This window comes from Pseudomonas sp. M20 (assembly GCF_045037865.1).
GTDB lineage: Bacteria > Pseudomonadota > Gammaproteobacteria > Pseudomonadales > Pseudomonadaceae > Aquipseudomonas.
Map to the genome: position 1 here is coordinate 1664531 of NZ_CP173611.1, position 13677 is coordinate 1678207.

At 59.3% G+C, this 13677-nt stretch carries 15 protein-coding genes; 6 read left to right on the plus strand and 9 right to left on the minus strand.

What is annotated here, in order from left to right; all coding sequences use genetic code 11:
• Window positions 1–14: 14 nt before the first annotated feature.
• From ACI514_RS07610 to ACI514_RS07625, 4 genes are all read right to left on the minus strand, one after another.
• A complete protein-coding gene (locus ACI514_RS07610; RefSeq protein ID WP_405123436.1) occupies window positions 15–998 on the minus strand; it encodes a zinc-dependent alcohol dehydrogenase family protein in 984 nt (327 codons plus the stop codon).
• A gap of 61 nt (window positions 999–1059) precedes the next feature.
• Window positions 1060–1362, minus strand: a complete 303-nt coding sequence (locus ACI514_RS07615; protein WP_007910618.1) for a helix-turn-helix transcriptional regulator — start codon at window positions 1360–1362, stop codon at window positions 1060–1062.
• A gap of 198 nt (window positions 1363–1560) precedes the next feature.
• Complete coding sequence (locus ACI514_RS07620) at window positions 1561–2394, minus strand: helix-turn-helix domain-containing protein (RefSeq protein ID WP_405123437.1); 834 nt, start codon at window positions 2392–2394, stop codon at window positions 1561–1563.
• A gap of 35 nt (window positions 2395–2429) precedes the next feature.
• Entirely contained in the window at window positions 2430–2933 is a 504-nt protein-coding gene (locus ACI514_RS07625; protein WP_095047919.1) for a VOC family protein, read from the minus strand.
• 313 nt (window positions 2934–3246) lie between these two features.
• On the opposite strand from ACI514_RS07625, the gene ACI514_RS07630 reads away from it, so the two are divergent.
• Window positions 3247–3498 carry a transmembrane sensor/regulator PpyR gene (locus tag ACI514_RS07630; RefSeq protein WP_405123438.1) on the plus strand — a complete coding sequence of 84 codons (252 nt, stop codon included), beginning with the start codon at window positions 3247–3249 and terminating at the stop codon, window positions 3496–3498.
• 153 nt (window positions 3499–3651) lie between these two features.
• Here ACI514_RS07630 and ACI514_RS07635 read toward each other — a convergent pair whose 3' ends face one another.
• Together ACI514_RS07635 and ACI514_RS07640 are read right to left on the minus strand one after the other, a co-directional pair.
• On the minus strand, window positions 3652–4320 hold the full coding sequence (locus ACI514_RS07635; protein ID WP_405123439.1) for a class I SAM-dependent methyltransferase: 669 nt from the start codon (window positions 4318–4320) through the stop codon (window positions 3652–3654).
• Window positions 4321–4548: 228 nt separating this feature from the next.
• The gene (locus ACI514_RS07640) at window positions 4549–4914 is read right to left on the minus strand and encodes a DUF6124 family protein (RefSeq protein ID WP_405123440.1); all 366 of its coding nucleotides are present in this window, start codon (window positions 4912–4914) and stop codon (window positions 4549–4551) included.
• Window positions 4915–5534: 620 nt separating this feature from the next.
• On the opposite strand from ACI514_RS07640, the gene ACI514_RS07645 reads away from it, so the two are divergent.
• A complete protein-coding gene (locus ACI514_RS07645) occupies window positions 5535–5927 on the plus strand; it encodes a GFA family protein (RefSeq protein WP_405123441.1) in 393 nt (130 codons plus the stop codon).
• A 349-nt stretch (window positions 5928–6276) separates the two neighbouring features.
• Here the strand turns inward: ACI514_RS07645 and ACI514_RS07650 are convergent, their stop codons facing one another.
• On the minus strand, window positions 6277–7107 hold the full coding sequence (locus tag ACI514_RS07650) for an alpha/beta fold hydrolase (protein WP_405123442.1): 831 nt from the start codon (window positions 7105–7107) through the stop codon (window positions 6277–6279).
• Between the two features lie 266 nt (window positions 7108–7373).
• Between ACI514_RS07650 and ACI514_RS07655 the strand changes: the two genes are divergently transcribed.
• From ACI514_RS07655 to ACI514_RS07670, 4 genes are read left to right on the plus strand one after another with little or no spacing between them, the layout of a single operon-like run.
• On the plus strand, window positions 7374–7829 hold the full coding sequence (locus ACI514_RS07655) for a (2Fe-2S)-binding protein (protein ID WP_003224136.1): 456 nt from the start codon (window positions 7374–7376) through the stop codon (window positions 7827–7829).
• A gap of 19 nt (window positions 7830–7848) precedes the next feature.
• The gene (locus tag ACI514_RS07660; RefSeq protein ID WP_405123443.1) at window positions 7849–10011 is read left to right on the plus strand and encodes a molybdopterin cofactor-binding domain-containing protein; all 2163 of its coding nucleotides are present in this window, start codon (window positions 7849–7851) and stop codon (window positions 10009–10011) included.
• 1 nt (window position 10012) lies between these two features.
• Entirely contained in the window at window positions 10013–10591 is a 579-nt protein-coding gene (locus ACI514_RS07665) for a hypothetical protein (RefSeq protein WP_160058415.1), read from the plus strand.
• Between the two features lie 55 nt (window positions 10592–10646).
• Entirely contained in the window at window positions 10647–11612 is a 966-nt protein-coding gene (locus ACI514_RS07670; protein ID WP_160058413.1) for a sensor domain-containing diguanylate cyclase, read from the plus strand.
• Between the two features lie 52 nt (window positions 11613–11664).
• Here the strand turns inward: ACI514_RS07670 and ACI514_RS07675 are convergent, their stop codons facing one another.
• On the minus strand, window positions 11665–11958 hold the full coding sequence (locus ACI514_RS07675) for a putative quinol monooxygenase (protein ID WP_160058411.1): 294 nt from the start codon (window positions 11956–11958) through the stop codon (window positions 11665–11667).
• Between the two features lie 123 nt (window positions 11959–12081).
• Window positions 12082–13515 (minus strand): PLP-dependent aminotransferase family protein, encoded by a 1434-nt coding sequence (locus tag ACI514_RS07680; RefSeq protein ID WP_405123444.1) that lies wholly within the window; start codon window positions 13513–13515, stop codon window positions 12082–12084.
• Window positions 13516–13677: the final 162 nt, after the last annotated feature.

Consider the following 13677-nt stretch of genomic DNA (forward strand, 5'->3'; position numbering starts at 1 on the left):
CCTCGGGACTGAGTTCAGCGATTGGCGAGTTCGGACGATGGCGCAACAGCAATCGCGATCTTCCCTTGAACGCCGTTGTTGGGCGTTTCCAGCAAGGCATGGGCGAGACCGACGTCGGCCAGCGGATAGACCGCGCCAACGTGTGGACGCAACTGACCGTTGGCGATCAATGTGTTTAGCTCATCGAGCTTGCCGCGGTTCTGTCGGGTGAAAACGAAGTGGTAACTGGCGTTCTTGCCCCAGGCCTGAATCAGGTTCTGTGGCTGGGCAAGGTCGACGATCGATACCACGCGGCCAAGCTGTGCGAGGGCGTCCGGGCTGCGTGTCAGCGTATTGCCGCCAATGGTGTCGAACACCACATCGACGCCGCGTCCCTCGGTTTCGCGCAGGATCGCATCGACGTAATCTTCCTTTTCGTAGTCGATCAGCACATCGGCGCCCATGCGCTGGGCGAACTCGAAATTGCCTTCACGCACGGTGGTGAAGACCTTCGCGCCGATGGCTTTGGCCAGTTGGATCGCCACATGGCCGACGCCGCCTGCGCCGCCGTGGATCAGGATGCTTTCGCCGACTCTGAGCGCGGCTCGCACGACCAATGCTTCCCACGCGGTTCCGCCGACCAGGCTCAGGCTGGCCGCTTCGAGGTGACTCAGCGCGGGCGGCTTTTTGCCGACAATGCTTTGCGCCGCAACGTGGTACTCGGCATAACTGCCCGGCCCGTCGAAAATCTGCGGGGTGTACCAGACTTCGTCACCCGGCCCGAAAGCTGTCACCCCGGAACCGATGGCTTCGACGACGCCAGACACGTCGTGACCGGTGATGGCGGGAAGGGGCACCAGATCGGCATAGTCGCCACGACGCACCTGATAGTCCAGCGGGTTGATGGAGGTGGCGTGCACCCGCACCAGCACTTCGCCCGCTTGTGGCACTGGCTTGGGTACGTCGCACAGTTCGAACGATTGCGCGCCGCCAAATGAAGTAAGGATCATCGCTTTCATTGCATTTCCTCGTTTCGGTAAAAAGGGATATCGGGAATTTTCGATATCATGTGGCAAAAAATTACAGCTCGCTGCCGATGATCTCGGCCAGCGCACTGATCGCTGCTTCGTTGCGTTTGTAATAAGTCCACTGGCCGATGCGCCTGACTTCAACCAGGCCCGCGCGTTGCAGGGTCGCCAGATAATCAGACACCGTCGACTGCGACAGCCCGACGCCTTCCTGAATACTGCTGACGCAAACGCCCACCGTGTGCACGTCACCTTCATCCTGGGGAGGAAAGTGTTTCTCGGGATCCTTCAAGCCTTTGAGGATTTCCAGGCGTGTGCGATTCGAGAGAGCTTTGAAGATTTCGAGTAGGTCCATGCCGTGAAGATATCGGAATTTACCGATATGTCAATATCTCAATTCGAAGGTCATCAGCCGATGATGCTGGCACTTCACCTTGTGGGAGCGAGCCTGCTCGCGAAAGCGATGGCACAGTCAATATCCCCGTGACTGATACACCGCTTTCGCGAGCAGGCTCGCTCCCACAGGGGGCAGTGTTGAGTTTCAGATGAAGTGTCAACCGCGATATTGGCCAGGCGTCGCCGCCAGATGCTGCTTGAACGCTCGCTGAAAATGCGCCTGATCGGCAAACCCGGCCTCAAGCGCCACATCCGCAATCAACTGCCCGCCGCGCAAACGCTCGCGGGCGAACTGGATGCGCTGGTTGACCACAAACGCGTGGGGCGTCATGCCGTAATGCTGTTTGAAGGCGCGGATCAGGTATGACGGTGACAGTTGTGCCGCTGCGCAGATGTCGTCGAGGTTGAGCACTTCGGTGCAGTGCTCGCGGATGAAATCGGCAGCGCGTTCCAGTTTGAAATTCGGCTCGCGCAGAGAGGGGCCAGCGGGGTTCAAACGCAGTTGCAGGTCGCTGAAAAACTCCACCGCCGCGCTCTGTTTGCGCAGCACATCCTGTTGCGGATCGACTAACGTTTGATACAGCCCGTTCAGTTCGTTGAACAGCGCAGAGTCATCAAGGTGTGTGGTGGAAAAACGCCGAAACTCAAGATCACTGGCGAAGCCCAACTGATGCTGCAAATCCGTCAGCCATGGCGTCTCGACATACAGCATCACATACGACCACGGCTGGTCATCAATCGGATTGCACGCATGCACATCGCCGGGGTTCATCAGCACCACGGTGCCCGCCGCGACCTCGAACCGTGCCTGCTCATGCACATAGGTGCTGCGCCCGGCAGTGATTGCGCCAATGGAAAAGTGCGCGTGGGAATGTCGTGCGTAGCAGACCTCGCGGCCATCGGCGATGGCCCGTGCTTCAATGAATGGCAGCGCCGCGTCGCGCCAGAAGCGCGGGGCTTTTTCAGGGTTTTTGGCGGCAGCGTGTTTCATCGTTGTTATTCCCGGCAGGCCAGTGCGCCAGTGTATTAGCTCTGGCCGGCAAAGGCCCGTTCGAGTTCGGCAATGTCGAGTTTTTTCATTGTGAACATGGCCTGCATCGCTCGCTGCGACTTGGCGGTGTCCGGGTCCAGCATCATGTGCATAAAGGCCACTGGCACGATCTGCCACGACACGCCGAACTTGTCCTTGAGCCAGCCGCATTGCTGGGCCTCGACGGGGCCGCCCTCGGACAGATGGCCCCAGAAATGGTCGACTTCTTCCTGATTCTGACAATTGACCTGAAACGAAATCGCCTCGCTGAATTTGAACATCGGCCCACCGTTGAGCCCGGTGAAAGTCTGACCGTCGAGTTCGAAACTGACGGTCATCACCGCACCTTCCGGCTTGCCGTGAAATTCCTGGCCGACCTTGCTGTAGTGGGTCAGGCCGGTGATTTTCGAGTGATCGAAGATCGAGCAGTAGAACTTCGCGGCGGCTTCGGCCTGATCGTCGAACCACAGGCAGGGCGTGAGCTTTTGAAAGCGTTGCATGGCAGTCATCCTCGGCAGGTTAGACGCGCAGGATTTACAGCGTAGTCAGTCCCTGGTCGATTGCCGGTGCCGTAGATCGACAATTGCCGAGCATTGGAAATTCTGACGACGGAGACACCGAGCCGCAGACCGGATTTTCTTAGCGTGTCTTTCTGTAGTCGTAATGACAAGGTTTCAGGTCGAATTGACTAAGGCCGCGTTGTGTCAAATTGACTTGTTATCGTGCAACTAACTGATTCTATTGAATTGATAATCTGGCACGAGACTTGATGTACTCAACTGACCTAAACGAACCGCTCAGGAGTACGCCACCATGCTCACTTTCTTCGAAAGCCCGCTGAACGTTCTGCACCTGTCGAGCAAAATCCTCGTCGCTGGTCTGCTCATGCTGCTGGCCGGCATCTACGGCGCGTATCTCTACAACGGCCACATGCCGATTGCGCTGCTGGTGGCGATGCATTCGCTGACCATCCTCGGCCCGACTCTGATCAAGATTGGCTACGTCATGCGCCTGTTGGCGCAGTACCGCATCCGTGCTCCGCGGATGATCCCGCAAACCGCATAATTCCTGTGGGATTACTTGGATATGTTGTCAACGCAAAACCCTGTAGGAGTGAGCCTGCTCGCGATGGCGTCGGCACAGTCTGCACTTGTATTGCCTGAAATACCGCTATCGCGAGCAGGCTCACTCCTACAATGATCAGCGGTGTTCTGGGGCTCAGCGGCGCTCGGCAACCATCAGCAACGACTGCGGCAGCGGACTTTGCGGGTGTTGTGGCTCTTGCAGGCTGGCCAGTTGGAACCCGGCCATATCGAGCGCATTCAACCAGCTCGACAACGTGCGGAAATACCACGGCATCGGCTGCCACTGGCCTTTGAACCCGGCGAAGGATTCTTCGCGCCAGCCATCCTGATAATCGCCTGCCGCCACGGCCCACGGATGCAAGGTCTGAATGACCAGCGCGCCGCCGGGAACCAGCAATGTATGCATCGCCGCAAGCAGCGGAATAATGTCCTGATGCAGCAGCGAGAAGTTGGCGCAAACCAGATCGTAGTCGCGACCGATGTCGACCGTCCCATCGACCAACGCGTCATAACTGGCGACATGCACCTGCGCCACCCCCGCCAAACGCGCCGCTTCGACCAGCCGCGCATCGCCATCCACCCCGACAGCTTCAATCCCCCGATCCGCCAGCGCCCGCAACAACCAGCCTTCGCCGCAACCAAGATCGAGCACGCGCACAGGCTGGCGGCCCATGATCGCCAACAGAATTGCCTGATCGGTGACCTGCCGACGGCTTTCGATGGCGCCGCTGCGGATCACTTCGATCCACGCTTCAGCGTTGTTGTGCCAGCTTTGCAAAAGGGGCGATTCGGGGGAGGGCATGACGGCGTCCGCAGTATCAAAAACCACAGTATGGACGCTGATCGCCATGCGAGCCTTACGCGCACCAACCACATCCTCAAACGCTGACGAATGCTCACGGCGATTTGGATAGTAAAAAAGGTGGCTGGGCGGATAAGCGCGATGGCTTCATGGTTTTTGCTCATCAATCGACGCAGGAGCGAAGCGAAAGTGAGGGGCAGGGAACCCCTCACTCATTCGCTCTGCTGACTACAGCGGTACGCGCAGCTTGTCCAGCAGTCGATTGACCAACAGTTCGTTCAGCATGATGACCTGTTGCAGCGCCAGCAGCGGTTTGCGCTCCGCGCCGCCTATTGAGTTGGCGATGTTACCGGCCATGGAGTGGGCGTAGGAAAGTGATTCGCAAGCTTCGACCAAAAGGGTTTCTTCATCCAGTGTGGGGTCGACCAGATAGACCGGGCGAAACGGTGGCGAACCTGGTGGAGCGCCCAGTGCTTCGGGTCGCAGGTAGTAGTCGAGGGCGCGGTCGGTTGCCTCTTTGACCTTTTGCGGGTCAAGCGCGGGGTCGTGAGGGATTGGATCGGTGGGCGGTGGATTTGGCGTGATCTTGAACATGGATGAAACTCCTATCGCAGTTTAAGGAGCCATCACTCTCGCTACCAAACGAGTGGGTGGTGGCCATACGCGGGTTGGTAGACCGGCTGCAATAGGAACCCGGCGCTCACGAGTGAGCCCCACGCATGACTACCATTGAACTGAGCCTCCACAAAGACACAGCACTGGGTGTTGTCACACGGCTATTACAGACGGGCTACCAAACCCGATCACTGTTTTGCAGTGACAGGCAAACGATATAGCCCGGCCCATAGCCGTGTAAGCCGGCGGATTCTGGCGTACGCGTAGGTAACGACGCAAGGTGTTGTAGGGAGGATGGCGTAACGGTTTGTGTGCTTTAAACGCGATAACCGGATGACGTTTACGCATGGGAATTGCCGGTTGGTGGCGGCTTTCGGTTTTGCGTGAGTCTGTGAGATTTTTCCCCCTCACCCCAGCCCTCTCCCCCAAGGGGGCGAGGGGGAAAGGGAGCCGATCTTTGTGCTCTTCAAACCTGCGTTCGACTCGGTATCTCAAGTCGGTGCAACTTGCACATTCAGCGCGGTCAGTTCCCTCTACCTCTGGGAGAGGGTTAGGGTGAGGGCTGTTGGTAATTTCAAATTCTGAAGAGGAGGTGCGACATGAATCTATTGACCGGCGGCTGCCTATGCGGCGATGTTCGTTTCGAAGTGACGGGTCAGCCCTATCGCGTCGGCATCTGCCACTGCCTCGACTGCCGCAAACGCCACGGCACGCTCTTTCACACCTCGGCCATATTTCCCGAGGATGCGCTGAAAGTCACCGGCGAAACCCGCGACTACAACGGGCGCTTTTTCTGCCCGCGCTGCGGCTCACCGGTATTTACGCGTTCCGAAGATGAAGTAGAGGTCAACGTCGGATCGCTGGATGAGCCTAATCAGTTCAAACCCACCTACGAACTCTGGACGATTCGCCGCGACGCGTGGCTGCCGGCGCTTCCACTGGCTCACCACTACGAACGTGATCGCGAAAGCACGGGGCGTACCGAAGAATAGTTGCACCCTCAGCCGACCTTTGTGGGATCACAGCTAGCCTGCTAGCGAATGCGCTAGTTCAGCCAACACCTTCTTTGGCAGACCCGTCGCCATCGCCAGCAGGCTGGCTTCTACAAGGGATTGGTGTGGATCACAGAATTGCGGGTTGGCACAAAACACTGTGGGAGCTGGCTTGCCAGCGATAGCGGTAGGTCAGGCAACAACGATGTTGAAGGTGCCGCCGCCTTCGCTGGCAAGCCAGCTCCCACAGGAATTGAGGTGGGTTGAGGATTTTTGGTGTGACAAATAGCTAATAGGGGAGCCAGCAGGCTGGCTGCCACAGAGATAAGTGTCAGGCACCGGTCCATTTTCAGCCGCGAATAAAGGCTAAAAGATCCGCGTTAATCGTTTCGGCCTCCGTCGTCGGCATCCCGTGCGGAAACCCCGGATACGACTTCAGCGTGCCATTGGGCAGCAACTTCGCCGACAACGGCCCAGAATCCGCATACGGCACAATCTGATCATCCTCACCATGCATCACCAGCACCGGCACGGTGACCTTCTTCAAATCCTCAGTAAAATCCGTCTGCGAAAACGCGACGATCCCGTCGTAATGCGCCTTCGCTCCGCCAATCATCCCTTGCCGCCACCAGTTGGCAATAATCCCCTCCGAAGGCGTGGCGCCCGGCCGGTTGTAGCCATAAAACGGCCCGGTCGGGATATCGCGATAAAACTGCGCGCGATTCGCCGCCAACTGCGCCTGAAAATCATCGAACACCGCTTTCGGCAGCCCACCCGGATTGCTTTCGGTCTGCACCATCAACGGCGGCACCGCACTGATCAGGACGCCTTTGGCGACGTTGGCCTGACCATGCCGGGCGATGTAATGAATCACCTCACCACCACCGGTCGAGTGACCGACATGTACGACGTTCTTCAGACCCAGATGATTGACCACTGCCAGCGTGTCGTCGGCGTAATGATCCATATCGTGGCCATCCCAGACCTGGCTCGAACGCCCATGCCCACGCCGATCATGGGCAACCACCCGGAAGCCTTTGCCGAGGAAAAAAAGCATCTGCGCATCCCAATCGTCCGAGCTGAGCGGCCAGCCGTGGTGGAAGTGGATCACTGGCGCGTCTTTCGGGCCCCAGTCTTTGTAGAAAATCTCGACGCCGTCTTTTGTGGTGACAAATCCCATGTTCGCAACTCCAGACCAATCTGATGGATAACCCGCGCGGTGATCGCGGACCGGTTTCGCTCATGACGAGTTTTCTACAGTGCAGGCTCAGTGCGAGCCGTTATCAACTGTAGGATTAAAGTCGACATCTGCATGACCGGTGGTCGCAACGTCTGGCTTCACGCGCAAATTAGGCTTTGCTGAAAGGGATAAGCCGAGGCGCGCACAGGCATTGATGGCCGTAGCGACGCCCCTTCAGAACACCGTGAGTCTGAGGAATTTCCCCGATGCTGACCTTGAATATCAATGGCAAGGATCAGGAGCTCGATGTCCCTGCGGACATGCCGTTGCTCTGGGTCCTGCGCGATGTCGCGCACCTGACCGGTACCAAATTCGGCTGTGGCATGGCCCAGTGCGGGGCCTGCACCGTGCACGTTGACGGCGCGCCATTGCGCGCCTGCATCACCCCCGCAACAGCTGTGGCCCACGGCCAGAAAATCCTCACCATCGAAGGCCTGTCCACCGACGGCTCGCACCCGGTGCAGCAAGCCTGGGCCGAACTCGACGTGGTGCAGTGTGGTTATTGCCAATCGGGGCAGATCATGTCTGCGGCGGCACTGCTGGCGAAGATCCCCAAGCCCACCGACAGCGATATCGATCAGGCGCTCTCCGGCAATATTTGCCGTTGCGGCACCTATCCGCGCATTCGCGCAGCGGTGAAGCGTGCTTCGGAAATCGGCTGATTTTGTGGGGAGATAGACGATGAACAGTCCTGTATCGCGTCGGGGTTTTCTCAAGGGCAGTGCCGTGTTGGGCGGCGGGCTGGTGGTGGCGTTTGTCGTCCCCGGCGGCCACAAGTTTGCCTATGCAGCCGAAAATGAAGGCAAGGTGTTCGCGCCCAATGCGTTTTTGCGGATCGCGGCGGACAACAGCGTCACCGTGTTGCTCGGGCATTCAGAGATGGGCCAGGGCATCTGGACCGGCCTGACGATGTTGATTGCCGAGGAGCTGGATGCCGATTGGTCGAAGATCCACGTCGAACACTCGCCAGCGTCGGCGGCGGATTACGGCATGCCGGGGTTTGGCGGCATGCAGATTACCGGCGGCTCGACGTCGACGTGGATGGAGTTTGACCGTTATCGCCTGGCCGGCGCGACCGCGCGGCAGATGTTGGTCGAGGCGGCGGCGAAGCGCTTTGAAGTGGCGCCATCGGCGATTCGCACCGAATCGGGCGTGGTCATCGCTGGCGATAAACGCGCCACCTACGGCGAGTTGGCGGATGCCGCCGGACAACTGCCGGTACCGGATCCGAAGTCGATTACGTTCAAGGAAGCCAAGGACTGGAAAGTCATTGGCAAACCGACCAAGCGCCTCGATACGCCGGAGAAAATCACCGGCCGCGCCAAGTTCGGCATGGACGTGCAGTTTGAAGGCTTGATGACAGCAATGGTCGCGCGCCCACCGGTATTCGGAGCCAGCGTTAAATCCTTCGAAGGTGCTGAAGCGCTGGCGGTGCCGGGCGTGCACAAAGTGCTGCAAGTGCCGACCGGTGTCGCGGTGATTGCCGAGCATTATTGGGCGGCGAAGCTGGGACGGGATGCGCTGAAGGTCGATTGGGATCTGGGGCCGAATGCAGACCTGAGCAGCGAAAAATTGCTGGAAAGTTTCCGCAAATTGGCCGCCACGCAAGGCACGTCAGCCAGTCAGGCTGGGGATGCCAAGGGCAGTTTCGGCAAGGCGGCGAAGAAAATCGACGTCGAATACAGCGTGCCGTATCTGGCCCATGCGCCGATGGAACCGCTCAATTGCACGGTGAAGATCAGCGCCGAGAAATGCGAGATCTGGACCGGTACGCAGTTTCAGACGCTCGATCAAATGGTCGCCGGCAAGATCACCGGGCTGAAACCGGAGCAGGTGGAAATCCACACCGAATTCCTCGGTGGCGGTTTTGGCCGCCGGGCCAACCCAACATCAGACTTTGTCGCCGAAGCGGTGCAAGTGGCGAAAGCCGCCGCCATGCCGGTGAAAACCGTGTGGTCGCGCGAGGATGACATTCGTGGCGGTTATTACCGTTCGATGTTCCTGCATCAAGCCAAGATCGGTTTGGGCGTCGATGGTTTACCGTCGAGCTGGCAGCACGTGTTGGTCGGCCAGTCGATCATGACCGGCACGCTGATGGAAGCGATGATGGTCAAGAACGGTATCGACCCGACCTCGGTCGAGGGTGTGGCCGACAGCCCTTACGTCAAAGGCCTGGCCAATCATCAGGTCGATCTGCATTCGCCGCAAACCGGGATCAATGTGCTGTGGTTGCGCTCCGTTGGCCACAGCCACACGGCGTTTGTCATGGAGTCGCTGATCGATGAAATGGCGACGGCGGCGGGCAAGGATCCGGTCGAGTACCGACGAACCTTGCTCAAGGATCATCCTCGGCATCTCGGCGTGCTCAATCTGGCGGTGGAAAAGGCCAACTGGAAAGCGCCGTTGCCGGACGGCCATGCGCTGGGGGTTTCGGTGCATGAGTCGTTCGGTAGTTATGTGGCGCAGGTGGCGGAGGTGTCGCAGGACAATCTGGCGATTCGCGTGCATCGCGTGGTCTGTGCGGTGGACTGCGGGATCGCGGTGAATCCGCAGAGCATCGCGGCGCAAATGGAATCGTGCATCACTTTCGGTCTGGGCATGGCGTTGCACAGCAAACTGACGCTCAAGGACGGCGCGGTCGTACAGTCCAACTATCACGATTATCAGGTGCTGCGGCTTAACGAGATGCCGGTGGTCGAGGTGCACATCGTGCCCAGCAGCGACAAACCCGGCGGCATCGGCGAGGCCGGTGTGCCGCCGACCGCCCCAGCCGTGTCCAACGCGGTGTTCGCCCTGACCGGGCAGCGCCTGCGCGAGTTGCCGCTGCAACTGTCGGGGGTGTGAGATGAAACGACATCTAGTGTTGGGCACGGTGATTCTGCTGGGGCTTGGCGGTTATGCATCGGACTTGTTTGCCGATGATCAAGAGGCGCTGAAAGCCTTCACCACGGTGCAGAAAGTCTTCCAGAGTCCGCGTTGCCAGAACTGCCACATCCCCGGTGATTCGCCGCTGCAGTTCGACGCTGGCATCCCCCACGCGATGAACGTGGTGCGCGGCATGGACGGCAAGGGCGCCGCCGGTTTGCCCTGTGCAACCTGCCACGCGGAAAACAATCCGCCGGCCAGTTACGGCCCCCATGCGCCACCGGGCGCGCCGCACTGGAGCCTGCCGCCGGCGGCGCACAAAATGGCCTGGATCGGCCTGCCGCCGGACAAGCTTTGCGCGATGATCAAGGATCGTTCGAGCAACGGCGATCGCGACTTTGCCGCGCTGATCAAACATGTCAGCGAAGACAAACTGGTGCTGTGGGGCTGGAATCCTGGGGCAGGGCGTGCGCCCGTGCCAGTGCCGCACGATATTTTCGTTACGCAATTCAAGCTCTGGGCCGATGCGGGCGGGCCTTGTCCGGTGGCGCAAATGTGAGCCATTGCCAAATTAGCGCTACGCTTGAAAGCATTGTTGCCAACGGAGTGTGCTGATGCTGGTTCCAGGAAAACCTGCGAATGAAACGGCGCGAGTTCAAGCGCTGCACGGTCTCGAACTGCTCGATTCCGCCCCTGAAGAGCGTTTCGACCGACTGACACGGCTGGCGAAACGCCTGTTCAATGTGCCGATTGCACTGGTGACGCTGGTCGACACCAATCGGCAGTGGTTCAAGTCCTGTGTGGGCCTGGATGCCACTGAAACGCCCAGGGATATTTCATTCTGCGGACACGCGATTTTGCAGAACGATCTGCTGTTGGTGCCCGACGCCCGCGAGGACGTGCGCTTCCATGACAATCCGCTGGTGACTGGCGCGCCGAACATCCGCTTCTACGCCGGCTACCCGCTGACTGTGCCCAACGGCAATAAAATGGGCACGCTGTGCCTGATCGACACCAAGCCCCGCGACCTCGACGAGGAAGAGCGCGCGTTGTTGCGCGATCTGGCCGAGATGGCCGAGCAAGAGCTGACGGCCGTGCAGATGGCGAGCATGGACGAGCTGACGCTGCTGTCCAATCGACGGGGCTTCAAGCAACTGGCCCAGCATGCGCTGGATGCCTGCGCACGGCTGGAGCGGCCGGCGACGTTGCTGTTTTTCGACCTCAATGACTTCAAGCAGATCAACGATCTGTATGGCCATGCCGAGGGTGACAGTGCGCTGAAGACCTTTGCTGATGTGCTGCGCATTGCCTTTCGCGAGAGCGATGTGGTCGGCCGGCTGGGCGGAGATGAGTTTGTAGCGTTGCTGACCGGTTCCAGCCATGTTGAAACCACGACGATCATGGCGCGGCTCAAGGACATCCTTGAAGAGCGCAACGCCACACTGCATCGAGGGTATGCGATTCGCTTCAGCGTCGGCCAGATTGAATACGACGCCAAACGCCATGAGACCGTGGACCGGTTGCTGGCGGATGCCGATAGCGCGATGTATGTGCACAAGCAGGCCCTGAAGCGCTGCTAGCGAATGCACCGCAGATCCCTGTAGGAGTGAGCCTGCTCGCGAAGGCGTCAGGTCAAACGATGGGAAAGCTGTTGAAATCCACGCTATTGGCCAACCGGCTATCGATCAAATCGATAAACCCCTGCGCCTCGGGCCGGTTGAAATGCGCCTGCATCGCCGCTTCTGACTGCCAACGAGCACTGACCGTCCAGCGGTGGCTGTCCTCGGGGCAGCGGTCGACGAGGTAGGAATCGCAGCCCGGCGTTTCGCGCAGGGTGTCGACGATCTTCTGCAGTTGCTTGCCGAGTTCATCCGAGCGGCCGGCGGCAGCCTGCACTTGGACCGTGTTGATCACTTCATTGGACATTGCTCACACTCCTGAATCAGGCCGGACGAATCCTGCTCATTGAGGGATAACGCCTGTGCAGGATAGGCCTGCCGTCGTGAATCACCAATAACCAATCGGCAGTAAATGCGTTATACCAAAGGTTCATGACAGCTGTTCGAGGATGTCACGCAGGCGATCCAGAGCGATATCGATGTCCAGCGTTTCGATGGCGCCGAAGCCGAAATACAGGCCGTTCTTCGCCGGTTGCTGATGATAGAAACCGTTGATCGAGTACAGCCCGACTTCGACCTTTTTCGCCAGTTCGATCACCAGCGGCAAGTTGATCGGCACCTTGCAGAACACCGCCATATGAAACCCGGCGCAGGCCGGCACCGCCTCAAGCCATGGCGACAAATCATCCGCCATGCGCGCCAGAATCCGCTCACGGCGCTGCGCATAAATCGCATGACAGCGGCGGATATGCTTGAGCAGGCAACCTTCGGCGATGAACTTGGCCAATGCCCACTGCGGCAGGGTCGAGGCGTGCAGGTCGGTCAGTTGCTTGGCGCGGATCACTGCCTCGAGAATGGCCGGCGGCAGGATCGCATAACCCAGGCGCAATTCCGGCAGCAGGGTCTTCGAGAAGGTGCCGACGTAAGCGACGATGCCACGCTGATCGAGGTTGTACAGCGAATCGGTCGGCCGACCTTCGTAGCGAAACTCGCTGTCATAGTCGTCCTCGATGATGATCGCGCCCAGCTCATGAGCGCGAGCCAGCAAGGCTTCGCGGCGCGCCTGACTCATTGGCATGCCCAGCGGAAACTGATGCGACGGCGTGACATAGATGAGGCGCGTGCCATCGGGAATGTGCTCGACCTGAATGCCCTCGGCATCCACCGGAATCCCGACCACCTCGGCGCCATGGGTGGCGAACAACAGGCGTGCCGGCGGATAACCGGGGTCTTCCATTGCCACCAGACTGCCGGGGCGAATCAACACTCGGGTGATCAGGTCCAGCGCCTGTTGCGCGCCGTTGCACACGACGATGTCTTCATCCTGACAGTTGATCCCGCGGGAAAAAGCGATGTGCCGGGCAATCGCATTGCGCAGCGCCGGCAGGCCTTCGGCGACGCTGTAGAAACCCTTGGACTGACTCATCTGGCGCATCGCATGGGCGACGCAGCGGCGCCAGTCATCCTGCGGGAACTGGCCCTTGCTGGTCGCGCCACCGATAAAGTCGTAACGCAGCGAGCCTTCCAGCGTTGGGTGACGCAAGAACACCGGCAGATTGCGCCAGCTCTCGATCACTTCGGCACTGGCCAGTTCGCTGTGGCTTTGCTTGCGCTGGATTTGCGCCGGGCGTGCGTTGACGTAAGTGCCTTTGCCGATGACCCCGGTGAGGAAGTTTTCGTAGGTCAGTTGTGCGTAGGTGTCGGAAATAGTCTTGCGCGAGATGCCCAGTTGCTCGGCGAGCAGGCGGCTGGGCGGCAATTGCGTGCCGGCGGCGAGGCGCCCGGATTCTATGGCCCCGCGCAATTGCTGATACAACTGACCGGCGAGATCCTTGCGGCCGTTGATCACGACATGAAGTTCCATACCGACGAGGCTCCCGAGGCTATTAGGCGTGCCGGCCAGATTACCGCTGTTGCGAGATCGGCAATAGTTGCCTACCCGAAAAACCCGAAATTGGCCTAGATCCCTGTAGGAGTGAGCCTGCTCGCGATCACGGTGGCACATCCGACAAAAATGTTGCCTGAC

What these genes read in the sequence shown, in the direction of transcription:
- ACI514_RS07610 (WP_405123436.1), bottom strand. Translation starts at nt 998, where the DNA reads ATGAAAGCGATGATCCTTACTTCATTTGGCGGCGCGCAATCGTTCGAA.
- ACI514_RS07615 (WP_007910618.1), bottom strand. Translation starts at nt 1,362, where the DNA reads ATGGACCTACTCGAAATCTTCAAAGCTCTCTCGAATCGCACACGCCTG.
- ACI514_RS07620 (WP_405123437.1), bottom strand. Translation starts at nt 2,394, where the DNA reads ATGAAACACGCTGCCGCCAAAAACCCTGAAAAAGCCCCGCGCTTCTGG.
- ACI514_RS07625 (WP_095047919.1), bottom strand. Translation starts at nt 2,933, where the DNA reads ATGCAACGCTTTCAAAAGCTCACGCCCTGCCTGTGGTTCGACGATCAG.
- ACI514_RS07630 (WP_405123438.1), top strand. Translation starts at nt 3,247, where the DNA reads ATGCTCACTTTCTTCGAAAGCCCGCTGAACGTTCTGCACCTGTCGAGC.
- ACI514_RS07635 (WP_405123439.1), bottom strand. Translation starts at nt 4,320, where the DNA reads ATGCCCTCCCCCGAATCGCCCCTTTTGCAAAGCTGGCACAACAACGCT.
- ACI514_RS07640 (WP_405123440.1), bottom strand. Translation starts at nt 4,914, where the DNA reads ATGTTCAAGATCACGCCAAATCCACCGCCCACCGATCCAATCCCTCAC.
- ACI514_RS07645 (WP_405123441.1), top strand. Translation starts at nt 5,535, where the DNA reads ATGAATCTATTGACCGGCGGCTGCCTATGCGGCGATGTTCGTTTCGAA.
- ACI514_RS07650 (WP_405123442.1), bottom strand. Translation starts at nt 7,107, where the DNA reads ATGGGATTTGTCACCACAAAAGACGGCGTCGAGATTTTCTACAAAGAC.
- ACI514_RS07655 (WP_003224136.1), top strand. Translation starts at nt 7,374, where the DNA reads ATGCTGACCTTGAATATCAATGGCAAGGATCAGGAGCTCGATGTCCCT.
- ACI514_RS07660 (WP_405123443.1), top strand. Translation starts at nt 7,849, where the DNA reads ATGAACAGTCCTGTATCGCGTCGGGGTTTTCTCAAGGGCAGTGCCGTG.
- ACI514_RS07665 (WP_160058415.1), top strand. Translation starts at nt 10,013, where the DNA reads ATGAAACGACATCTAGTGTTGGGCACGGTGATTCTGCTGGGGCTTGGC.
- ACI514_RS07670 (WP_160058413.1), top strand. Translation starts at nt 10,647, where the DNA reads ATGCTGGTTCCAGGAAAACCTGCGAATGAAACGGCGCGAGTTCAAGCG.
- ACI514_RS07675 (WP_160058411.1), bottom strand. Translation starts at nt 11,958, where the DNA reads ATGTCCAATGAAGTGATCAACACGGTCCAAGTGCAGGCTGCCGCCGGC.
- ACI514_RS07680 (WP_405123444.1), bottom strand. Translation starts at nt 13,515, where the DNA reads ATGGAACTTCATGTCGTGATCAACGGCCGCAAGGATCTCGCCGGTCAG.